Source organism: Gloeothece verrucosa PCC 7822, from assembly GCF_000147335.1.
Classification (GTDB): domain Bacteria; phylum Cyanobacteriota; class Cyanobacteriia; order Cyanobacteriales; family Microcystaceae; genus Gloeothece; species Gloeothece verrucosa.
Map to the genome: position 1 here is coordinate 652,797 of NC_014533.1, position 26,672 is coordinate 679,468.

The following is a 26,672-nucleotide window of genomic DNA, read 5'->3' on the forward strand; positions in this document are numbered from 1 at the left end:
AGCCAGAAAATCCAAACCTGTCCAAGATTCAATTAAATCAACAGGCTGTTTCCATTTCTGCCAATTTCTACTATCTGGGCTTAATTTTGGATCAAAACTTGGATCAGTAAAGTCATTAGGAATGTCAACTGCAATTAAATCGACGATTCCTCCATTTTGTTTATCACTAAGATTATTTGGAGTTAAACCAGGTTTTTCTAAAACAATAGCTACTTTCCAAAAATGAGAAGGAATTTGAATATTACCCTGAAAGACAGTATCGTTTTGTAGGAGGTCTTGCCATACTGGATCGTCATTAAGTCTTCCTCTTCCTCCTGTTATGATATAAATTTCTCGATTTTGGTTTTTAACTAAATCTTTCAAATAGGTTTCTAATGCTGCCCAAACCTCACTGTTCATTTCTCGGGCTTGAGGAAGGGTGTTAGAATATAAGAAAGTTGAATAATAATCTTTATCATTTCTATTTCTAATTGCTGCATCGGTTAAATGTCCAGCAGTATAAAAAGTCGTTTGATAATCATTAGGTTGAACTACATTAGAAAAAGGTAATAAAGGATCTGTATCAAAACGAGGACGAGTATTTACAGTTCCTAACCAAGATTTATTAAGTTGATAACTAGCCCAATTAGGACCTTTAGCAGTGCTGTTGTAAGAAATGGCATATTGAGGTTTTTCAATTAAATAATTATTAGCATAAGCATTGACATTTTCTGGAGTGTACCTAGCTTGAGAGGGATTACCCATTAATAAATTTTTACTTTCAAAAAACACATCATCTAAATAAGCAGTCCCCGAAATAGCTTTAAAAGTAAGAGTTGCTATTTTACCTCTTAACGCATTGGGAATATTTAAATGAAAAGTTTCAAATCCTTGTGTTCCATAAGCAATCTTATTAATGTTACTTAAATAAGATGCTGGGGAATTTGATGGGTCAGTCGCGGTTAAATCAATTGTGCCTAAACTGTAATTCTCAAACCCAGGTTGCTCAGATTGTATCGAAACCTCTACAGATCCGCCTAATTGTAGAGTGTACAAATCAAAGCGCAATGCACCCCAATCTGGAACCACAAAGCGGTTATGAATAAACTCTCGACCTTCACTAAGTAAGAGAGCATAATTTTTCTCGATTGTTGGATTAAAAACTCCAGTGAGTGTTTGACGGTCAATAAGACGGTCTTGCGCTCTTATAGAGCCATTATTGTAATAAGACCACCCTGGAATAGCTTGAGAGTTAAGTTGGGTAGTGATAGCGTCAAAGTTTCCATTAAACAAGGTAGGAACCGCAAAATCCCCGCGCATTCTTCCTTGCATATTGACATTATAAGTATTGTCTTCAGATACCGAAACTCGCCGATTTAAATCCTGTGCAGGTCGATAAAGAGTATTTCCTCCTCCTCCTAAAACCGAGTAAAACCAACCTGTTCCAATTCCTTCCCAAGGAGCCTTAATCTCCCCAAGTTCATAACTGGCTTTAGTATGATTGGGAGTGTACCAGGGGTTGGCTTGTGGATGATTGGAATCGAATAAATCATCGTAGTGTAAATCGCTGCGCCGACGATAAATAGAACTGATAGGATTACTATTTGGCGGGAACTGAGTCATGTTGAGATTTAAACTACCCGCATACCAAGCTAAGGTTCTGTAGTGAGCATTTCCTGATCGATCATCTACGGTAAATCCTACACGACTTGAAGAATCAAAAGCTCCCTCATTATTTACTCCTCCTAAAAACACATTGACATCTGCACCATCTAGGGCACGTCCAGCAAAGGTTAAGGTTGTTTGACCAGGTTGTAAATTAGGAGTTGTTTGGTAGTAGTTATCGGCAAAGGTAACATTATTCCAAACTTTGATCTCAGGTTCACGAACATTATCAAATTGGGGGCCTAAAGACGCTTGAACGAAATCATGAGGGTCAATAGTAGTCATTTGAAGGTCTCGATGGTCTCTGTCGAGGCCCCCTGCATTCGGATAAAAAGTTCCTAAGCGTTGAATAATCTCATCGTTGATCACAGCCCCTTGACCAAAACCAATAAAATGTAAGGGCGAATTAAACAGCGATCCTTGAGTACGATTTAAATTGCCTTGAGCGTCATAACCTCCTATGGTTCCTCCCAATTTTTGATCTAGCCTTACTAAAGCCGCATAGAAAGCATCGGCTGCCGCTTCAGAATAGCCCGAATTCGCGGTATTAGAGCCAACCCACCCCGGTAATAAGACAATAGGCTTACCGAGGTTAGCACTGAGTCGGTTTTCGTTATCCCAAGCCCCCGTATTGGCATTGTAATGTAAAACTAATCCCCCGCCATTTTGGGTGCTAGTGAGGCGGTTAGCGATTTCTTCAAATTCTTGATCGACCCCACCACTGTTAAATTCAAAGCCGCGTGTTAAAACAGTTACGCTACTAAACGGCGTTGTCCCTGCAAAAGGTTTGTCAAGAGGAGTAGTGAAACTTTCATTTTTAATAATTTCTTTGGTGGTTTCTTGCCCTAATCCATCGACATAAGTCCCTCGCACTGCCCAATAATATTTCTGACCTCCCGTTAAGCTAAGGTTTTCAGGGAGAGTAAATTCGTTATAGGGAGCATTAGCTTTTACCTCATTACCCCATTTCCAAGTTCCTATTTGTGAATCCTCTGCATTAGGTGTCCAAGTGGCTGTCAGAATTCGATTAGGATTATAATCTCGAATATCTCTGCCCTTTTCAATCCAGGGCCCTGTTAATAGTTCTTTCTTATTAAAACCTTGGAGAACGCTACTATCTTCTAGTAATTGTGGATTAGTAAAACCAGGAATGCTAAAGCCTGATGTTCCGTTATTTTTGTACAGTCGATCAGTGGGTAGAAGCCCTTGATTTTCTGGGAATACACTAACAAAAAGATTAATTGATTTTAGTTTTGGTCCTTCGGGTAAAGGAATACATTCTTCATCTTCGTTGTGATCATTATCTCCTTCTTGTAAACTCCAGGTAAAAGTCGGTTGACGAGGATTATCAAGAGCAACTCCATCTTGTTTTGGCTTAACCAATTTCAGTAAATCTCTGAAAGAAGCCTCTGTAACACTATAAGGATTACCGCCAATGCCTATTGGTGCAGTATTTGATCCGTTAGGTACACCATATTGATACCTTCTAATAATGTTTCCTATCAAATTTGGTAAACGCCGTAAATCTGAAGCAACACTGATATTAGGATTAATATCATCAATCGCAAATTTTTCTAAATCGGCCTGAGTTGCTTGATGGGTATTGAGAGGATTGTAAAGCCCAGGGTTTAGAAAATTAATTGAGGAATTTGAATAAAGCCCTCTTCCCAATTGATCGATGACATAATTTTCAGGATGTTCAATAGTTTTAATAATTTCTTCGACATTAAATTTGAAAATACTGTCAACCCCTGGATAATTAGCCGTGAGATATTTACTTTGATTTGAGATGGCTACTCCATAAGTCCAAGCATCAGGAATGGGTCGAGTTGCCGCTACTAAGCGAGGATTAGTTAACCCTTCATCAAATTTGATAATACCAATATTACTACCGGCTTGAGAGCCATCAATACTAGGAATTCCACTTCCCAATAAGCGGCTATTACGACCTGCTACAAAGCCATATTTTCCATCTTTTGTAACTGTAATTCCTACCGCTTCATTAACATCAAATTCATCATTTGTGCTGCCTAAACCTAAAGCTCCATAAGTGGTAGTAGCCTGGAAGTTGGCAGGATTGTCAGTAAAGCTAATAACTCCTATACCTTGAGATTCTTCATAACGATTAGTGAAGACCATTTTATGAGGATCAGAGGCAACAGAACTAATTGCAAATGTACCTGGACCACCATCAATTGTTCCTATTTGTTTGTTCCAGGTACTACTACCCCGGTCATTTAAATCAATGTTAACAACTAAAATTTTCCCTTTACTAGAACTAGAACCTCGAGTAGTGGTAACGAAAAGTTTACGCCCATCGCTGCTCATCGCCATCCGTGCTAAACCATCAATTGTGGGCCCTACATCAATGGTTTGAAATAATTTGTTGTATGTACTAGAGTTAGGATTAATATCAATAACATAAATCTTGCCTCGTCCATTAAAAGAACGAGTATCCGCCACATAAGCATATTGACTTCTAGGTCCAATTACAATAGCCCCAGGTTTTGCCCCGCTACCTAGATCAATTGTTGGATCAAAATTAGGACTATTGGGGTCTATATGGGTAGTATTGATCTGTCGCCGAGTCATTAAGTCCACTGCGGCAACACGCCCAGATCTTTCTAAAGACACATAAGCGGCGTTAGCATAATCATTAACCGCTACAAATGTAGGTCGATCTACTCGATTAGGCAGCCCTACAGGGATAATACTTTGTAAGAGATCTTGACTACCAGTTTCTCCAATCACATGAAGAGGATTACTGGTATTGGTAATCGCCAAACTGTCGCCAGACGCTCTCGGTTCTAAAGCCAATTCAACACAAGTTAAAGTGGGCAATTTAACGAATTCGCTCTCAAATTCGGTTTCTGTATCTGGATTTTGGCCAGGTCTTGGTATTGTATTAACTGGAACTCTCCGTTTAATTTTGATTTGATTAGGCGCTCTAAAGAATTCTTGGTCAGTGGGTTCGACAGCAATCTTCTGAGGTTCAATAACCGTAGTATTTGGATCATCTATTAGATTGCTAAATTGACTTAGTTTTCTCAACTGATAAGTTCTTCCATCAGGAGTAACATATTCTACATCCAAACTGTTTAAGTCGTTACCGAAATTAGTACCTGTCAGGTAAGCGACTGGAGTGACGACATTGTTATCTATCTGTTCATATTTTAACTCTACGCCACTGATAACTGGGTTTAATGTAGGGGTGGTAGGAGGTGCAATCGATACTGAAGCTGTAGGTATTTGTCCTGGATTGATTTGTACGCCAGCAGTAGTTCTATAGGGAAGACCAACTTTTGGAATTGTGAGAACTGTTATTTCTCTCTCAGAAGCTTCTATTAATGCTGGTACTACTACGGCAAGTATTCCTATTCCAGCCGCCAGAAGACCCGTACCGACGATATAGTCAGGTTTTGCATAGGTCAATGCAGAAAGTTTAGGATCGATTAAAGTTGCGACTCCGGCAAATGCTAAAGCAGCACCGGTACCAACAGCAATTTGAGCTAAAGTGACTTGTAATTGAGAATAAGTAAATTTGGGTACGGCAATGCTATAAGTGCCTGAATATCTAGCTCCTTGCCAAGGTGGAGATTGAGTGCGAATGAAACCATCAGAACCCACAATACCAGATTCTTCCATTAACCAAATAGGATTCCATGTTCCCGTTTCATCTGGAAGCGATCCCTCTCTCATAAAGAAGACTTCTGTACCTGGTGCTAAGTCTACCGGGGCGGGTATTGCTAATTGAGCAGGAATATTTAAGGGATCATTGCCTACATTTAATTGGAATGCGCCTTTAAAGTCAAATTTTTCAGGAATAGGCACAGTTAAATTTTGTAATTGCACAGGAGTCAGGCTAACCGTTGTGTCTGTGCTTAATGCCCCCTGTCCTAACATTACTAATGATCCATCACTCGCTTGGACAATTCCCCCATCTTTGCCTAATGTAGTAGCACCGATGTGAGGTGATTCGACATGAACAGGCACAACAGCCTCAGATGCTCCGTAGACTACAGTTACATTAGCGATACCTTCTTGAAGCGTGGTAATTATGCCATTTTCATCTACTGTTAATACATTCGAGTTACTGACAAAGTAGCGTGTTCCGTTGCTAGTAGCGGCTAAATTAACTGAATTTTCGACTCCATTTAATCGAACCAAAAGTTTTCGTTCTATTCCTTCGGTTAATGTCACTGCTTGGGGATAGAGATTTAATCCGTATTGTTCAGCAATGGCTACATTTAATTCTGCCTCTGTCGTCGGTGTTGCTTGTCTTCCGACTCTTGTAGCGGTTACTGCTGTAATTCCATTACGCGACGCACTTAGCACCGATACCCCATCGCTTAAACCTGTGACGTTCCCTGTGCCGCTAATCGTTGCTACAGTTGCATTATCGGAAGCAAAGGTTAAGTAAGAAGGACTTAAAATGACATCTTGTTGATCGGCAAAGTCTCCGATAGCTACTAATTGAGTATTTTGATTAATTTCTAAACGCGGGTTCCGTTGCTTAAAGTCTAGGTTAACTAAAGGTGCGTTACTCACATTAACTGTTACTGTTGTCGCTGCGGCTTGACTAAATCCGTCATCAGCGATAATTTCAAAACTAGCCGCTCCACTGTAGCTTTCTGTCGGTAAGAATTGAACGTTTTGCCCATCTGGACTAAATTTGAGTGTTCCATTAACAGGATTAAGGAAACGGTAATAGATGGGATCATCTTCTGGATCAGTAGCTAAATCCTCTAAAGAAATGATGGCTTCTAAATCTGTATGAGTCAAAACGGTTTTAGGTTTGACTACGGGAGCGCGATTAGCAATAAAGCCGTAATTGCCGCCTAAAATTTGCACATCTGTGCTATTGATAACCCCATCTCGATTTAAATCAAGAGTCGTGCTATAACCTGTCTGCCCGGCTTGAGTTCCTAATGCAGCCGCTATTAATTGTCCATCTAACCCATCCACTAACCCATCACGGTTAACATCTCCGGCGACAGATACTTGTAACGAGTAATCTCCGCCATTTAAGCTATTAAATTCAATCAGATTTAATCCGGCACGAGAGACAGCAAATAAAGCGTAGGTACTATTATTATCTTGTTGAGTTACTAGGGGAGTTAATCCAGTTAGCATCGGAATTGAAGGCGTTACCCCTTGTACCTCTACTCCAATCACCACAACCCCATTAGTAGTAGTCTCCAGTTCCGAATCTCGTAAGCTGAAGGTATAACGAGCCGCATCATTAGCAGTTAATGTGCCTTCTGTCGGTGTGGTATTAAATTGGGCCGCGCTTCCTAAATCTCCTAAAATTGTCCTTATTTGAGGGGTAGAACTATAGGAAATCATTTCTCCGGGAGTTCCGGGAGAACCGGTTGCTAAGGTTAATTTCTCAAGAGAATAACCGTAACGACTCGATTTTCCGGCGGCTAAATTGCGAGCAGAAATTAATTTTCCTGACTCATCATAACGGTAGATAACTTGTGTTCCATCTGGGGCGGTAATTTGAGTTAAATGTCCTAATTTATCTTTAATAAAGCTAACCACTTCCCCGCTAGAACTGGTAATGCCGCTATCGCTGTAAATTAAATCAGTTCCGTTTGTAGCCTTAATTTTTTCTACACCCCGTTCTGTGGAGAGTTCATATACTGTCCCATCTGGTGCAGTTAGAGTATATTCAGCCCCTTTAAACAATTTACTAGCAGGATTATAAGGATTACCACTATTTAATTGGTACAAACGATTACCCGCAAGGGTTAACTGAGTCTCTGCACTGGTAAGGGTATAATTAACTCCTGGATCGGCTACCCATGCCGGTGTGTAATAAGTTAACCCCGAAATTTGATGACGTTCGGGGGCAAAGGTAAAACCCACTCGCTCACCGGTGGGTAAGGTTAAATATAGACGAGTCCCAATACGGAAAGGATTATAAACTCCTCGAGTCTCCTGCTCACTCTTGGGTACATCGGTTTCTATGTTGGTTTCTATTGTCCCGAGTCGCCAACCGCCACCAAAAAGTCCGCTTTCATCAGCATTGAGAGAATCATAAACACGAACTATAGACAGAGGTACACCGCCCAAAGACAGACTTACATCGGTTTCGCTGCGTTTATACTGAGTTTGTTTCGTATTCGTATTGACTTCTAAGGCGATTTGTGCTGTGCTGGTTCTGCCGCTCAGGTCAGTTGCTTTTAAGCGCAGTTGATAGAATCCATTAGAGAAAGTAGAGGGATTAAACTGGGTTAAAGCGGCGTTATTAATCGCAGTATTGCCACTCGCTAAAGTGACATAATTATCCTCACCTAAATCAGCTATTTCTAACAGCCATTGGTCTAGATTGATGTCATCAACAGTAGCAATAATGGGCGTGATTGTATTAATTATATTTCCCTGTAATCCAGCCGCCAAAGCGACACTTGGGGCAGTTATATCTAGAGGGTTACGAACTTTAAGTATTTGAGTAGTGCTGCCGGTGCGTCCATCTGCATCAGTAGCAGTTGCTTGGATCGTATAGCTGCCAAAAGCAGTAGGGGTAAATTCAAATCGACCTTGATTATCTAAAGTCAGAGTTTGACCGTTAATTTTAGCCGTAATGTTAGTGATATCTGCTAAAGACGATGCAACGGTTTGAATTAAAACTTTTTGTCCAGGTACAGCCGGGAAGCTAGGAGTCAAATCTATTGTTACCGCCGGGGTGGCCGGAGTGGTCGTCACTCGCAATAAGGCGGCTTTAGATACAGTAGATTCCCCATCAGAAACGGTAAAGTTAACCGCATAATCTCCCGGTTTGTCCGGCATTAGGTGTCCAGCTAAATTTACCCGTAGTAGCGTCTAAAGTTGCTCCTTGAGGTAACTTATCAATCCCGTAAGTCAAGAGTGTGCCGCTATCGGGGTCAGTTCCATTGACGAAAAATTCGAGTTTTTCAGCCAAAGCAACCCCATGAGAAGAAACAGCGATCATTGGGGTGCGGTTAACATTTGCGATCTTGAGGGCGACATCTTGAGTATCAATTGCACCCGTTGGATCAGTTACCTTAAAGGTTAAGACATAATCCCCGGCTTGAGAGTATCCAGGTTTCCAGGTAAACTTACCAGTGCGCGGATCGAAAGATGCACCTGTGGGTAAAGCAGAAATCACCGAGTAAACTAACGGGTCATTATCTAGGTCGCCGGCGGCAAGGTTAAATGAGAGTTCAGTGTTTTCTTGTCCAGGTTGTATGGGTAAAGGTGCAATAACCGGTGCTTGATTGACGTTATTAACGGTAATGGAAATAGTTTCTGTAGTGCTGCGGTTTCCGTCACTTGCTTTTAAGACAATTCCGCTATAAATTCCTGCACTTGAGAAATTGGGGGCAAAGGTAAGCTTTCCGAGTTTAGCATCTAAGATGGCACCGTTGGGTAAATTGGTAGCACTGTAGGTCAGTTTATCTCCATCCCCATCAATTGCTGACAAGTTAATGGTTAAAGTTTGTCCTTCATTGACGGTTTTATTGCCTACTGGAGTTAAAACGGGGGTTTGATTGCTGGTGCGTGTGACGAGGTTAAAGGTTAGCTCATCGGTTAGAATTTGATTGGGATCGCCGTTACCGCCGTCTGTGAGGCGAATAGTAACCGGATGAGTGCCTATATCTGCATTGGTGGGAGTCCAAGAGAAGCGTGCTTGTCCATACACAGAAGTGGGGGTTAACGTTGCGCCACTCGGTAAACCGACAGAACTAAAGCTGAGGTTTTCTTGGTTGCGGTCATTTCCTTGGACTAACAATTCTAGTAACTCACCCACTACGGCCACTTGATCACCGATGTAGTTGAGGTGAGGCGGCGCATTGGGAGCATTAACCGATACGACAAAGGAATAAGTATCAGATTGAATTGTCGGTCCGCCATTTCTATTATCGGTTGCAGTGAGGGTTATTGTATAATTTCCGCCGTCATCAGCAGTAGGCGTTAAGCGGAGTAATCCGGTTCCATCTCCATTATCGATAAAGGTAGCAAAAGAGGGAATTTCAAACCCGGGTAATCCTTTTGCCGTTAAGGTAATGGGGTCACTATCAGCATCCGTCGCACTAATGGGAATTTCGAGGATTTGACCGGAATTTAGGGTCTTATTACCCAGTTCAACGATTTCGGGAGGACGATTAGTATTAAAGACGGTAATAGGAACTGTGACGGTAGAAGAAGCATTTACACCCGTGTTATCGCCGTTATCTGTCGCGGTAAAGGTGACATTATAAGTTCCGGCGCTGGTGAATCCAGGTGTCCAAGAGAAGATGGCGGTTTCTGGGTCAAAACTAGCCCCTGTCGGGAGATTGCTGGCAATGTAGGTAACAGTGGGGTCACTACCTTCAAGTATGGTTAACGTTCCTTCATTATTACGTTCTTGCGGCACAAAACCGGGATTATCTGCATCAAAAGCAAAAGCACGGAAGCGAACTTGTTGACCTTCTTGAATTTGCCAAACGCCTAAATTATCAAAAACCGGAGCCGCGTTAACATTAAGTACCGTGATTTTCGTTGTTTCAGTATGAGTCGTCTCTCCATCACTGACGGTAAAGGGTATATTATATTCTCCGGCTTGGAAGAAAGTGGGTGTCCATTCAAATACACCAGTATTCGGGTTGATAGTGGCACCACCGGGCAGTATATTGCTACTATAAGTTAAGGTTGCCCCTTCTGCGTCCCTTCCTTGTAATTGAATGCGAACATTATCCCCTTCTAGGACGGTTCGTTCTGCCGGCTTAATTAAATTCGGTTCTTGATTGGTGGGTGCAATGAGGAAAGTCGTCGTTTGAATAACTTGAGTTAACCCATCGCTGACGACAAATTCTACATCTTTATATGTACCTGCCGCATCATAACCCGGTGTCCAACTGAAAAGACGGGTTTGAGGATTAAAGGTTGCACCCGGGGGCAGATTATTAATCCAGAAATTGAGGCGGTTATTATCCGGGTCAGTAGCGTTTAAGGTTAAGGTAAAGGGTTGTCCTTCTGCGCCCCGGATTTCTTGGGGAATGGGAGTAAATACCGGTTGACGGTTGCCGCCAGTTAATTCAATCGTAAAGGATTGAGTCGCGGATGCCCCACGCCCGTCATATACTTGCAAATCTACCTTATTACTGGCCAAACTACTCGCCGTCGGCAACCAAGTAATTAATCCCGTATTTGCATCTATGGTCATTCCCGAAGGTGCATTATTGAGGAGATAGCTAAAAGTGTTACCATCAGGGTCATTCGCTACTACTTGATAGCTGTAAGCCTCTCCTACCGTTGCACGGGTGAGGGGATTAGAGGTAATAACAGGAGCTTGATTGGGATAGGGCAGAGCATATAAGCTAGTAGCAAATTCGATTCTTAATGCATCAGGGTCATAGACGGTAATGGTCCGGTTAGTAATAGATTGACCGGGTTTTAAACGCCCATCGGGGAGACTGCTACTTAAATCGATTAGATAACCTCCGTTAGTGGTTTTTACTCCATCTAGCGGTTGTCCAGTAAAACTCGTGGGCGGTTCTAATAACAGTTTTAGCGGCAGTAATAAATCATAATCCGCGTGGCTAGTAATAGTTATATCATAAGAGACGGTTTGATTTTGTCGGTCTAAACGCGGGTTGCTAAATTGTAAATCGATATAGGGTAAGAAATCTGAAATCGCCGTAAAATTTTCTCGGTAGTCTTGAGAAAGGGTTATTCCGGCGGCACTTTGAAGGTTGTCATCTACTCGAAGTTCATAAGCACCCGGAATGAGAGTATTAAATGAGAGTAAAACTGAGCGAGTAGCGGGGTCATATTGCACTGAGCGAGGGGTTATCGTGCTGCCAGCACTAATTAGTTGATAATTAGCCGGATTAAGGACAGATGCAGAGTCAGTGGCCGTCCCCACATACATATCTTGATCAAAAGTAATGGTAATATTGCCTTGAGGTAAAGGAACTACTGCATCAGGTGGCGGGTTAGTCGAGACAACTAGCGGCGCAGAAAGGGGATTTAAAACATCAATCTGACCTGATTGACTTAATAAAACTCGTCCATCGGCTGTAGTTTTAATATTTTCTCCACGAGTTCCCCCACTAGCGACTGTAATCGCTTCGAGAGTGGCTAAGTCAACCATTTTTAATTCCCCGTTGTTATTGGAAACAAAGAGTAAGCCGGCTAGCCGCGTTCCTTCAGTACCAAAAGCGATAGAATCCACAGGTGAATCGTATTGTAGCATCCGTTGAGGTTTGCCGGTGGCATCAAAACGAACAATGTTACCTCTTGAGGGCCAAGTTGTCGCCCAAAGTTTTCCATCAGGGGCAAAAGCCAGAGAATCTACTCGTAAATCACTATAATGAGTGAAAGTTCCGCTAATGGAGTTAAAAATTTCTATTCCATCCCCAGAAGAAACATAAATTAAGCCGCTTTGACTATCAATCGCTAAAGCTTGAGTGAGTCCATCTCCATATTCTTGTAAAATTTGCCCACTTTGAACATCAAGTTTAACCAAAGGTCCACCGCCAGTAGTTGCCCAAAGGCTACCTTCTCGGTCTAAAGCGAGGTCAAATATAGGATATTTTAGGGTCGAGAGGGGATTGCCGGCAGGTCCTCCCGTCTCGGAAAAACGATACAATGAACCTCGATTTGCCCCGCCACTGGCAATCACTGAACCATCCGCAAGCGTAACGAAGGCCAGAGGTGCTATGTTAGCGTGACTGGTGGGAATTCCCGTAGCAAAGGCCGAGGCACTAAAGGGGCGTAGGACGAGATCAAATTCTGATGCACGAGTGGCAGGAACCGCCGCCGGAATATTTTCTTTTGCTTCAATAAAAAGGGAATTTGTAGAAGGAGTAGGGGAAGGAGGAGGTAAAGTGCCTAAATCTGGTTGTGTGCTTTCATCACTTGTGGGTAAGCTTCCTAAATTAACTGCTCCTCCATCATCGGGGGCGGCAATTCCTAATCCGGGTTTTTCGGTGTTACCGGCGTTATCTGTGGCTAAAACTAGGAATTCATAAGTATGTCCCGCTTCTCCTGCATAAACCCCAGAAGTATCTGTCGTTTGCTGCTTCCAAATCTTGAAGTCTCCCCCGTCTTTTGCTACATAAACTGTCGCATACTTAACACCACTTCCTTCTTCATCGTCGGTGCTAGTCCATTTCACCTCATAATTAGAACTACCGGCCCCGAGTGGGGTTACTGTCACTGTTGAAGTGGGTGCTTTTCCATCAATAATGCTGCTTATGGTTGTGGTATCGATAGGAGCCGCCGTATTATAAAATACTCGTGCTTGGGCTGTTATTTGGGTTCCGGTCGCTAAACCGTCTTTTGGTAAAACGCTATAAGTGACAAAACCCGTACCAGCACCATTGGCTGTATTCGGGGGTAATAATCCTATATTAGGATTGGTGAGGACTTCGCCGCTATTGGGGTCAATCGCTTGTAGTAACCAAGTTGCGGTATTAGATAGGGGGTCTAGTCCGGCACTAACTCGCAAAATAAAGCCTTTAGTACGGGTAAAATCAAAATCCCCTTGGAATGCACCTCGTCCTTGAGGAATATGCAATTGTATATCCCCTATTCTTAAGTCCCCTAATTGGAAGTTTCTCGGGTCTAAATCTTCGTCAAGTTGGGTTACAATGCGAACCTCACTGACGCTACTCGATGCTGTTGCCGCATTTTCAAAACGAATCGTATAGGGAAGTTTCGTGTCTGTGGGGATAAAGTTTTCATTCCCATACCCTAATGGACCTGTTAAGTTGGCCAGGTTGCTAACGGTCCCTGTCGCATTAAAGAAACTGGCAAAAGAAGGCGGCGGAATAGGAACAGCCGGGGGTAAATCTTCAGCCGCTTCCCCAAAGGGTACATAGACATTAAATGCTTGGTAATGGGTGGGTTTAGATAATCCTAAGTCGAATTGTTTAGCATCTGGGGGTGATGCGACTCCAGTTTGACCAGGTTTATCGCCGTACCATTGACGAATTTTCTCGAAGAAACTGATGAGATTTCCATTAGAGATGACTTGCTCCCCTACCGGACCGAGTAAAATTCCTGTAGCGAGAGTAGATAAAAGACTGACAACTAGAGGATTTTGGCGGATAGGCGGGGCCTGGTTTTCTGGACGTAAGAAACCGGCTTCTTCTAGGGCGGCTAAATAAGCATTAGTCCAAGTGTTAATATCAGCCGCCAGTACCGTTAACGCTTGTGATGCTGTGGAGTCTGCAAGGATGGCGTTTCTTAATTTTTTGGCTTCGGCTTTTTGTTGTTCAATAAATTCGTCGCGGGTTAAAGCGGTAGCACTGGCTAAAATGTGGAAAGTGAAGGCTATTTGATCGTCTGGGACATCATCTAGAGCGGTGGGGTCTTGTTTTAATTTTTCTAATAATCCTGGATAGGTTTGAACATTAAAGGTTTGTCCAGCAAAACCGGCTGTCGGTAAATCAAAAATATATCCAGGGGCCAGAATTTCTCCGTTTTGATTGGTATCTGATACTAAACTCGCCCAAGGTACATCTGTATTTGAACCTTCGGGACTGCCGCGCAGGTTAGAACTAAAGACGACATAGGGTAATCCGAAAACTTCTGAATTTGTGCCTAATTCAGGGATGCCAAATTGGAAATTCACATAAGGAGTGTCGAGGTTGGTTAAACTCTTGACAGAAACGCCGTAAGTTCCCGTATCTCCAGGAGCAAGCACTCGCGGCCCGCCTAACCCTACTGTAACATCTGGCTCAATCGCCCGCTCAACTAAGTAACGATAGGGAACGATAGATTCTTGTCCGTTAGGATTAATGACTTTAACATCATATAAACCGTGAGGAACATCGGTAAAGTCAAAGATAGCTGTTATTTTGGTACTATCGACTACCTGATAACGCACGGGTGCAACTTCAGCGATGCCCGGACGAACTAATTTTACAATGGCGTTTTGATTAAACTGTGCCCCCAGAATATTAGTGGTGACATAGCGGCTATCTCCTCCTTGGTCTGTTATTACATCGGTTATTCCGAAGGGTAAGACATCTGCTAACAAGGTAACGGGAGTATTATTGGTCGGTTCTGAATAGCCGCGTACTAAGACATAATAAGTTCCTGGTTGGGTTGAGGCAATAACTGCTGATTGGTTGGGACCTAAAAGCCCTGTATAGGCGGCATCATAGACAATACCGGTAGGGGCATTATTAAAGCGGACAAAGACTTCATTAGCGGCTGTTGTGGCGGCTGAGTTAACTTTAACTTTTAAGGTTTGCCCTATGCCTACATTGACTTGATATAATCGCTCTTGCCCTGTGTTGAGGGTGGTTTGTAGAGGGACTCCTAATTGTAGTTCTTCTACCGTAACATTTAGGGTACTGGCCGAGGCAGTACGGTTATTCGCTTCGTCTTCGGCCTCATAAACTTGATTGAAGATATCGGGACGGACGATGAGCCGGTATTGACCGGGTGTTGCGGGCGGTAAAGTAGCATCTAAAGTAGAGGTGTAAGATTCTCCCGTGCCTAAAGTGCCGCTATGGGTAACGCGCCCAACAGGACGGTCATTGATATCCCATATTGCATCTGTAGACAGATAAGCCGCATCTGTCCAGGTCCCTTGGGCAGGGTTATCCCCGAGATTGCTTACTGTCCAGCTAAATCGTACTGAATCACCGGATTTCGCATTGGGAGGAAGGGTGATGGTGCTAACTTGTAAATCTGCCGGTGGGGGGAGTTCTATAATTAAAGGTTGAGTGCTAGGGGTGGCGTTGTTGCCGTCGTTAGTGCCTTCAAAAACTCGATATTGAGAATCAGCCAGTACAAAGACATAGAAAGGCCCGCTTAAATCGTTCGGTAAAGCGAGGGTTTTATTAACGCTATAATTTTGTCCGGCTAATAATTGTCCTGTATGTTCAGTGTAACCTAAATAACGGTCTGTTTGTAGGTCTAAAAATTGATCTCGAGATAAATAAATTAAATCTTGCCAGCTATTTTGGCGCGGCGGTGTATCCCCTACTCCGGTATTAGTAACCGTATAAGATAGATTAAATGATTGACCCACTTTTGCCCGTTCAGGAATGGTTAAAGTAGTTACTTTTAAATCGGCAGGTGGTTGTAAATTAATTCTTAGGGCATTAGAACTAATATTATTTCCTTCATCTTTAAATTCAGGAACTCGGGCAAATTTTTGGTCGCCTTCAAAATTAAGATTTAAGTTACCTCGTTTATATTCATAAACATTTGAATCGGTAAAGACTAATAAATAAAAGTCTCCAGAAATTCCATCAGGTAAGGTAACTTGAGCATTTTGAGTATAACTGCTTCCGGCGGCTAACAGGCCTCGACGTGTATACTCTCCTAAAAAGACATCCGCTAAATCTAAAGACGGGTCACGAGACAGATAAACTCGGTCTATCCAAGAATTTTGACGAGTATCTCGGGTTCCCGAGTTGGTAACGGTCCAGCTTAAATCAACCGTTTGACCCGATAATTGCGGCGTTTGAGGAGTGGTTAAATTGCTTATCTGTAAGTCGGGTTCTCGATAGGTAACCGCTAAGGCGGCACTATTTAAGTTATTAGAAGTATCTTCAAAAACTCGATATTCAAAACTTTCTCTTGAAGAGGTATTATCGCCACCATAACGAGGGATTTCGCCACTAAATCGAGCCGTGTTGTAATCATAGCTATAATCGGTACTGACATAAACATAATAGTTTCCGTCAATGCCGGCTGGTAAGGTAATGTCTTGGGTCTGAGTATAGCTTTCTCCGGTTGTTAAAGGTCCCGTTTGACTGTGTAGGAAGAAACCGACTTTTTGAGCGCGAGAAGGAATAAAGGTGGAGTCGGGAGATAACCATACTTCATCATACCAGTAGCGTGTACCTTCCCAAGTGGGGGCCCCAGTATTGGTGACGGTCCATTTTACAGTAGTGCGTTCTCCTGAGAAGTTATTGGGGGTGGTTACAACAGAACTGACAATTAAGTCGGCGGGGGCGTTAGTGACGTTAGTGGCGGCGGAGCGTTCGTTATTATTGTTATAAGGCCCTTCCCAAGTGGGTTCAAATCCTGAATTAGTTTTAACGATGACATATTGACCGAATGCGCCGGGTGTTAATTGGGTACTGAGTTGTCCGGTGTAAGTTTGTCCTACTCCGAGGGTTCCCGTGTGTTGAACGGTTCCCAGTTGCCAATATTTGCCACCAGGGGTGTTTAAGGTGGGACTGTCGGATAAATAAACGGTATCTGACCAAGTATTACCAGTGGTCTCGTTTGCGCCCTGATTTTTAACGGTCCAATTGACGTTAAAAAGTCCTCCTCCTGTTGCGGTAGCAGTTGGGGTTACTGAGGTGACGACTAAATCTGGCGGCGGTGTCAGTAATACGGTAATGGGTCGAGATTTATAATTATTACTATCGAGTTGGTTGGGGTCATCTGGGTTGCTGTTGATGTCTAGAGTGTCTTCGGTGATGACATCGTAAGCATCCGACCAAGGGGTAATATACCACTGACCGGTGATTTGACTCGGTAGAGTAACCGTGGCGGTTTGTCCGTAACTTTCCCCGACTTTTAAGGAACCGTTGTGTCCGATGGTTGTCAGTAGGATATCATCGGGTTGAGGGGGCGTTCCTTGAGCAACTGGAGAAGGTCGATTTTTATCTCGGGTTAACCATATTGTATCTGTCCAACCATCGCGGTCTGTTTCTCCTATCCCTTTATTAGTTACGGTGTAGCGAACTTCTATTTGTGACCCTTCAAAAGCTTGGTCCGGTGCAGTGACATTACTGGTTACTAAGTCTGCCGGGGGCAAGGGATTCACATATAATGCTTTGGTGAGAATATTGTTGTCTTCTTGAGGATATTCGTTAACTTGTCCGCCTGCATCCGTTTGTACAATGAGATAGACTTGTCCTCGGAAGCGCCGGGGAATAACTAGCGTGTTAGCGGTGGTGCGGTAACTTTCACCTGCGTCGAGGGCAGAGGCGTTATTAAAGTCTCCTAAAGAGAGGTCATCACCGCTTATTTGATTATCTAAGGACAGGTATACTCGGTCAAGCCAGTTGGGGGTAGTGGTAATGACAGTTCCGTAATTTTTGACCACAAATTCTAAGGATACAGTTCCGCCGGCTGAGACGGTATCGGGTGCGATAATGGATTCAACTCTTAAGTCAGGTCGTGGAGGTAAACTCAGTAACAAGGTAGCGTCATCTACAGTCGTGTTATTCCCTTTTGCTTGTGGTCCGTGTTCATAAAGGGTACTGGTTGCATTGGTTGTGATGACAACTTCATAGAGTCCTTGTAGAGTAGAAGGAAGCGTTATTTGTTCTGAACGGGTATAAGATTTCCCGGCTTGAAGTCCACTGCCATAAGTATAAGAGCCTAAAGAAATGAGTTGACTGTTAGGGTTTCCGGCTGCCCTTAAATAAATTTGGTCTGTCCAGGTACCCGCCGCATCCCCTATTCCTGAGTTATTGACGGTCCAGGTAATGTCAGCTTTCTCACCGGCAAGCATGGCGGGCGGCGCGGTAATATTCGTTACTGTTAAGTCTGGAGAATTACTTAAAGTTACTGCTGTTACGTTCGAGACTTTTTGATTATTGTTATCGTAAATAAATTCAAAAGGCCCTCCAGTGCTGACGACGAAATAATATTGCCCACTCAGTCCATTCGGAAGGGTTACCTCTGCGCTGCGGCTATAACTACCCCCTACCGCAAGAGAACCAATATGCTCAAAACTTCCTAAATTAGCGATAATATTTTGTCCGGCGGCATCTGTGGCTAAACTGAGGGTTTCTGACCAGGAATTGCTGCTAGTAGTCCCGATACCCTGATTTTTGACCGTCCAAGAAACCGTCGCCGCTTGTCCACTGTTGCCGCTTACCGGGGCGTTAACGCTATCTACAATTAAGTCTGAATATGGAATAGGCATTACCCCAAAAGGATTAGCCGCCGCCGCACTATTATTACTTTCTAAACCATTCTCGAAGACTTGATTCGTCGCATCAGTTTGTACAAATAATTGATATTGTCCAGTAAAAGCGGGAGGTAAAGCAAAGGTTTCAGAACGGGTATAATTTGCCCCCACTTCTAAAGCGCCACTATGGGTAAATTGTTTGAGAATGATATCGTCCCCATTACCGACTATTGCGTCTCTTGAAGCGATAATTCGGTCTTCCCAGGTATTAACTCGCCCTGCTCCTGTTCCGTTATTGCTCACTTTCCAACCGATAGTCACTGAAGCCGGGTCACCAATGGTTAATTCTGGGGCCGTGACATTAGAAACCGCTAAGTCTGCGTAGGGAGCAAGGGTAATGGCTAAGGCAGACTGGGCTAAGTTGTTATTTTCTGCGCCCCCCTCGTTGATGTTTGCTTCTGCATCGGTGACGAGGAGTAAATAACGATTTCCACTCACATCTATGGGCAAGTCTAGGTTAATTTGGGATGAGTAGCTATCTTGTGCGGCTAAAGAAGTGTTTCTAATGATTTCTTTTAATAGGATGTCTCTCCCGTCGTAACTGGTATCCGAAGAGAGATATATTTTATCTTTCCAATTCGTTAAGGTGGCGGCTGAACCGATGTTTTGTACTGTCCAAGCGAAGGGAATGGTTGTGCCAGAAGTCGCATTACTTGGGGCAGAGGTGATAGTGGGAGTTAAATCTGGATGACCTATCTGTAAAGAATTAGCCCCAACAGTTAAATTATTTGTATCGCCTGTGCCTTCAAATAACGTATTATTTGCGTCTGTTACGACTATTATTTTGTAGGTTCCATCGCTTACTAGCGGCAACAGTACCGATTGAGAAACGGTATAATTTTCTCCCACTGCTAAGTCTGCATTGCGGGTAACACTACTCAGTAGGGTTGCTCCATTTAAACTTCCGTCAGGGGATAGATAGATGCGATCTACCCAACCCCCTACTGCCGGGGCAACTCCGGCATTACTCACCGTCCAAGAAACCGTCTGAGTTTGTCCGGGTTGTCCTGTCGCTTCATTGGTTACAGCACTCACTTTTAAATCGGGGTCGGGTTTGCGAGTAACGGCGAGGGGGCTAACAGTGCGGCTGGTGTTGTTGTTATCATAGATATACTCGAAAACCTGGTTATTTATATCTGTTACGACGAAGATGTGATAGTTACCACTAATGCCGTTGGGTAGGGTATAAGAAGCCGATTGAGTATAACTATCGCCAATAGCTAAAGTGTCGCTATGATTGAGCCGCCCCAATTCTAAGTCATTATTATCGAGTTGGTCATCGCTTGATAAAATAACTCGGTCTGTCCAAGAATTACTATTGGTAACGGCGTTACCCTGATTACGAACTCGCCATAATACTTGAATCGCGTCCCCACTCAGAGCAGTAGAGGGAGTTGAAACCGCTTCTACCAGTAAGTCTGCATGAGGAGGAGCCGCAATTTGTAAGGGAGCTACCGCGAGGTTATTGGTTTCGTTGCTTTCGGGTTGCTGCCCGTTATAATCAGGGGCCAGGAGAAGATAGTAATTACCCGGGGTTAGGTTGGGTATGGTTACGGATGAAGAAAGCGTATAACTTCCACCAGCTAAAAGAGGCGTTTGATTAGCCGCCGAAATTGAGTTTAAAAAGACATCATTACTGTCCAGGTTTGCATCTGTAGACAAATATAACCGGTCTTCCCAATCAGCTACCGCATTTCCTTGCCCTGTATTCGTTACTGTCCAAGATATCGAGGGGGTGTCTCCCCATGTGACCGTAGTAGGTGCATTGGTGATAGTTGCAATTAGGTCGGCTGGCGGCTGTACGGTAAAGGGTTTTGCATAGATGTTATTGGTTTCATCGGTTTCGGCTTGATAGTTGTAGCGGTCCGTAATAAATAAAAGATAATAGCTTCCAGCCGCTAAGGTCGGAACGCTAAAGTTTTTAGTGAAGGTATAATTTGAACCGGCGGCTAAAGGCGTTTGGTCCCCCGTCCAAAATTCCCCTAAATAGGTGTCAGTAGAAGCATTAAAGGTTTGGTCCGTCGATAGATAGACACTATCATACCAGTCTGTGGGGGCTTGAGCGGTTCCTATGTTTTCTACTGTCCAACCGAGGGAGATATTTTCTGCCCAATAACCGCTATTGGGTCCTGTTACTTGTTTAACCCTTAAATCTGGGGCCTCTAAACTGATGGCTGTCGCATAAATATTATCATTTTCGTTTGTTTCTGCTTGATTGTTGTTGCGGTCTGCGGCAAATAAGAGATAATAATTGCCTGGGGTTACGCTGGGAATGGTTACGGTTTGTGTTCCATTGTAGCTTGCACCAGCCGCTAAGGGTGTATCATCTCCCGCCCAACGGTTTGTTAAATAACGGTCATTATTATCGAGAACCGTATCACTAGACAAATAAATATAATCATACCAATCATTTAATGCTGCCCCTGTACCTTGATTATTAACGCTCCAAGATAAATTAATATTTTCTCCTAAAGCGACACTCGTGGGAGCAGTTACGGCCGAAACTACTAAATTAGGGGCTTGCAACAGGATGGGAATTGAATAAATATTATTGGTTTCATCGGTTTCTCCTTGATTATTTCCCCCGTCACTGGCAATTAATAAATATTGATTGCCAACTCGCCCAATTTGGTTGGGAATGGTAACATTTAAAGATTGAGTATAGCTGCTATTGGAAGCTAAGGGAGTTTGGGCATCAATGTTTATAGAACCGATGGATAAGTCATTAGTATCTAAAACCGTATCATTAGATAAATATAAATAGTCAAACCAGTTCGCCGGTGCGGTTATATTACCCTGATTCGCTACTGTCCAAGATACATTAATTTCTTGTCCCCAAGTTGCACTTGCTGAAGTTGTGGCGGCGGTTACGGTTAAATCAGGTGCTTTTAATTCGATGGGAACGATACGAATATTGTTATTTTCATTGCCTTCGGGTTGTTCAAATTGACTATCGGTGACAAAGATTAAATAGCGGTTTCCTAATGGGAAGTTGGGTAAGGTGACGTTAGGGTTAAAACTATAAGTCCCGCCGGCTGCTAAAGGTGAAATGGCGGCGGCTGATTGAGAGTAAATGGCGGTATCATTACTATCAAATATATTATCTTGCGATAAATAAACGGTGTCTATCCAATCTGCCGGCGCGTTACTGGTTCCCGAGTTGCTCACTGTCCAATTGAGGTTAATGGTGTCTCCGACAATTGCCGTAGCGGGTGCGGTGGCGGCGGTAATATTTAAATCTGGCTGTTGAGAACCTAACGCGATGGGAAGGGAATATGTATTGTTATTGTTATTGCTTTCTCCTTGATAATTATAGGCATCAGCAACGAATAAAAGATAGTAGCTTCCGGTTGCGACGTTGGGTAAAGAAAGCCATTGGCTAATACTATATTGATTGTTGATTTGTAGAGGACTTAAATAATTTGTATAAATTTGTTTTAATTGTTGGTCGTTATTATCAAAAGTGGCATCAGTTGAAAGATAAATATTATCATACCAATCATCTGCCGCTACTGCATTTCCTGTATTTTTAACTGTCCAACTGACTTGTATTTGCTCAGTGGGTAAGGCAGTTACCGGGGCAGTAGCATTGGTAATTTCTAAATCTGGTGCTTTTAATGTGAAGGGGACAGAATAAACATTATTAGCTTCATTAATTTCATTTTCATAATTATTTCTATCGGCTACAAATAATAAATAATAATCACCAATAGTTAAATCATTGGAAAAGTAAATAGTTGTAGAGGCGTTGTAGCTGGCTCCGGCGGCTAGAGCTTGATAGTTATTAAAATAGCCGCTATATTGGTTAGTTAGATAAGTATCAGAATTATCATAGATCGTATCTTTAGAAAGATAAATATAGTCATACCAATAGGTATTACTGGTAGTTTGTGCCCCTATATTACTGACATTCCAATTAACTAAAATCGAGTCTCCCACAATGCCGGTGCTTGGGGCCGTTGCACTGGTGACATTGAAATCTGAACCGGTACCATTAAAGGTGATGGGAACAGCGTAAACATTGTTATTTTCATTACTTTCCCCTTGATAGTGGTCGCGGTCTGCAACAAAAAGTAAATAACGCTGTCCTACAGCATTTGAAGGTAGATTAATGGTTTGATTTTCGGTGTAACTGGCTCCGGCGCTTAGATTATTGTGATAAACATAGCTAATATAACTATCTGTATCGTCATAAACCGAATCCCCAGATAAATAAATATAGTCATACCAAGAGCCATTGGCATCCAGAGTGCTAGGATTAGTTACTGTCCAAGAGACTGAAGCCGCACTTCCTGGCGTGACGTTAGTGGAGGGAGTGACGCTGGCCGCCGTTACGGTTAAATCAGGGCTGTTAATAGTAATGGGAACCGCATAAACATTATTATTTTCGTCGGTTTCTCCTTGATAATTGTCCCGGTCTGCTACAAATAATAAGTAGAGGTTGCCGCTTGGTGCATTATTGGGTAGGGTAAGGTTTTGAGTTTGAGTATAACTACTTGATGGGTCTAGAGGGGTGGAACTACCTGTATAGTAATAGGAAAGATTTGTATCTGAACTGTCATAAGTGGGATTGCTCGATAAGTAAACATAATCATACCAGTCGGTGGCGGCGACGCTTTGTCCGGTGTTGGTGACCGTCCAAGATATTCCTATGTTGTTTCCTAATGCGCCTGAGACGGGGGCCGAAGCGGCAGTTACCGTTAAATCGGGTGCTGAAACGTTGACGGGTATTGCATAAACATTATTGGTTTCGTTGCTTTCTCCTTGATAATTACCTCGGTCAGCTACCACTAATAAGTAGTGGCTTCCTAGGCGACTATTGGGAATGGTTAAAGTCTGAGTTTGAGTGTAACTACTGTTGGCGGCTAAGGGTGTGTTTGTTCCTGTCCCAAAATCAGTAATATAGGTATCTGTATTATCATAAATTGGGTCATCTGACAAGTAAAATGTGTCATACCAATAAGTGGCGGGTGCTGTAACCTGGCTAGGATTATTCACTGTCCAAGTTACTGTAGTCGGGGCATTTACGGTCAGGTTTTGAGGGGCACTCAGATTGCTGACGGTTAAATCCGGTGCTATTAAGGTGATGGGAATGGCATAAACGTTATTACTTTCGTTTAACTCGATTTGATTGCGACCCCCATCAGAAACCACAAGCAAGTAACGGTTTCCTAAACCACTATTGTTGGGAATAGCAATATTTCTAGTGAGATTATAACTTCCTCCTGCGGCTAAGGCTTGATAATTAAGGTCATCTCCGAGATATTCGTAATCGATATAAGTATCTTTGTTATCTAGTACGCTATCGTCAGATAAATAAAAGTAGTCAAACCAATAATAATCAGAAGTGGCTTGCCCTTGGTTAACGACATTCCAGTTAACGGCAATTGATTCATTAAGGGCTGCATTTTGAGGGGCCGTGGCTGAAGTGATGGTTAAATCCGGACCTGAACCGGTAAAAGAAATCGGGACTGCATAGACGTTGTTGGCTTCGTTGGTTTCTCCTTGATTATTATCCCGGTCAGTTACAAATAGTAAATATCTTTGCCCAAGGGCATTATAAGTCGGGAGCGTAATGTTGCTTGATAAGGTGTAATTCGAGCCTGCCGCTAGGGGAGTTTTTGCTCCTGCCCATTGATAGGTTAAGTAAGAGTCTGAATTATCTAAATTCGCATCATTAGAAAAATAAACATAATCATACCAATCGGCTGTGGCGCTGATGCTGCTTTGATTGGCGACTGTCCAGTTCACTGATACACTAGCACCTGGTGCTAAATTGGCGGTTTGGCTGACGGTGGCTCCTGTAACGTTTAAATCGGCTCCGTTGATGGTTATAGGAACGGCATAAGTATTGTTGCTTTCATCAGTTTCGTTTTGCTGTTTATCCCGGTCAGCGACAAATAACAGATAACGATTCCCGGGTTTTGATTGGGCGGGAATATTGATGTTTTGGGTTTGGGTGTAGCTTGCACCTGCGACTAGAGGGGTTTTACTTGCTGCGGAAAAATAATTAACTGAGGTGTCGTTATTATCTAATGTGGTGTCATCTGACAGATAAATATAATCATACCAATCGGCTGCGGCACTCACATTGCTTTGATTGGTTACGGTCCAAGATACTGAGGCGTTAGTTCCTACATCGGCAGAAATGGGCGCTGCTGCTGTGGTAATGGTTAAGTCAGGTGCGTTTAGGGTGATGGGAACCGAGTAAACGTTGTTGGTTTCGTCGGTTTCGCCTTGGTAGTTATCCCGGTCTGCTACAAATAGAAGATACTGTTGACCTGTTGGCGCATTGCCCGGTAAGGTAATGTTCTGAGTTTGGGTGTAGTTATTGCCCGCAGCTAAAGGGGTTTGGGAGTTAATATAAAAATAGTTTAATGAACGATCTGAGTTGTCGTAAATGGTATTATCTGATAGATAAACATAGTCATACCAATTGGCATCGGCAGTATAAGGACTTTGATTGCTCACTGTCCAAGATACGGGAATGGTACTGCCTACGGTTCCTGTGGTGGGAACAGATGCGCTAGTGATGCTTAAGTCTGGGGCATATAGGGTGATGGGAACCGAGTAAACATTATTGATTTCATTGGTTTCCCCTTGGTAATTATCCCGGTCTGCTACAAATAAAAGATATTGTGAGCCTAAATGGGCATCTCCTGGCAAGTTAACTGTTTGAGTTTGACTGTAGCTGTCTCCGGCGGCTAGGGGAGTTGGTGTATTAATATAATAATAATTTAAGCTGCGATCTGAGCTATCATAAACGGCGTTATCTGATAAATATACATAATCGTACCAATCGGCGTTAGCGGTTACTGAGCCTTGATTTTTGACGGTCCAGGTGGCTTGAACGGTACTAGCAACGATGCCTGTGGTGGGCGCTGATGCTGCGGTTACGGTTAAGTCGGGCGCGGTTAAGGTGATGGGAACTGCATAAGTGTTGTTGGTTTCGTTGGTTTCGCTTTGATAATTGTAGCGGTCTGTGACTAAGAGTAAATAGCGGCTGCCTAGGGCTGTGTTGGGAATTTTTAGGGATTGCGTTTTACTATTCGTTGCTCCTGCTGCTAATGTCACACTATTGTAGAAGTCGTTAATGTAGGTGTCTGAGCTATCATAAATAGTGTCATTCGACAAGTAAAAAGTATCATACCAACCGCTTGTCGTTGCCTCTGTTCCTTGATTAATTACTCCCCAGGTAACTGATATGGTTTCTTGTAAAGCGGCTGTAGCGGCTGTATTAATGCTGTTAACAACTAAATCGGCTTGCCCTGCATTTTCTATAGAAATAAGTTGTCCATTTAGGGTTAAGGTAGTATGATCATCTTGGTTTTTTAAGGCTAATAGTTCATCTTCAAGTAAATTTTTTCCTTCGGCTAGTGCAGCAAAAATTTCTCCTTCGTCTCCGGGCGAATCATGAAGGTTAATTTTACTGTCTAAATAATGCCCTATTTCTTCTAGGAAAACATCGGTTATTAATTCTGGATGTTCGATATTTTGGCTAAGGAATTCTTGAGAAAGATAAATGGTTTTTGTTTGAATACTAAAGGCTCCTTTGGCGTTGAGAAGGGAACCCGGCAAAATTTCGATTTTTAGTTCGCCACCCGAATTAATCAGATCACTGATTAGATTTTGACCGGTTTGAGGGTTCCAATTGTTCCCAAAAGCCGCCTGGAGATGGGCTAATTTTGTTGAATCATTTTTTAATTGGCCCAGGGTATCAATGGCGGCTGATAAACCCTCAATTAATCCTTTTTCAGTGAGGTTTGATGTTTTAACGCCAGTTAATGGATCATTAAGGGAAAGACCAACTAATCCTGTAACTGACGAAGTTTGAAAATTATTTACTTCAATTGGGTTGATTGATGGCTCCTTTAAAATTGCTATCTCTTTTAACAAATTCGAGAGCGGTATTGTTAAAGGATTAGTGTTTGGTAATCCTAAATTGCCATTTAACAGACTGAGAGGATTTAGCGGCTCGGGGAATAAATAATTCGAGGCTACTGACTCATGGAATGATGATGACCAATTTTCTGATTCGTACATATTCTTTCTAACTAAACGTAGAGGTTACTGATTAGTTTTTCTGCTATTTTGTATTTTTTGTTTTCTAATTTTAACC

The 26,672-nt window shown here is 42.8% G+C and carries 1 protein-coding gene and 1 pseudogene; both read right to left on the reverse strand.

From position 1 onward, the window contains the following. Nucleotides 1-8,439, reverse strand: a pseudogene (locus tag CYAN7822_RS40580) (DNA/RNA non-specific endonuclease); the annotation flags it as partial. Continuing rightward, complete coding sequence (locus CYAN7822_RS29520) at nucleotides 8,408-26,596, reverse strand: CARDB domain-containing protein (protein ID WP_013334633.1); 18,189 nt, start codon at nucleotides 26,594-26,596, stop codon at nucleotides 8,408-8,410. The pseudogene CYAN7822_RS40580 and the gene CYAN7822_RS29520, both read right to left, overlap by 32 nt. Between the last annotated feature and the right edge of the window lie 76 nt (nucleotides 26,597-26,672).

Excerpts from the sequence above, each read along its gene's own strand:
- CYAN7822_RS29520 (WP_013334633.1), bottom strand. The coding sequence starts at position 26,596 with ATGTACGAATCAGAAAATTGGTCATCATCATTCCATGAGTCAGTAGCC.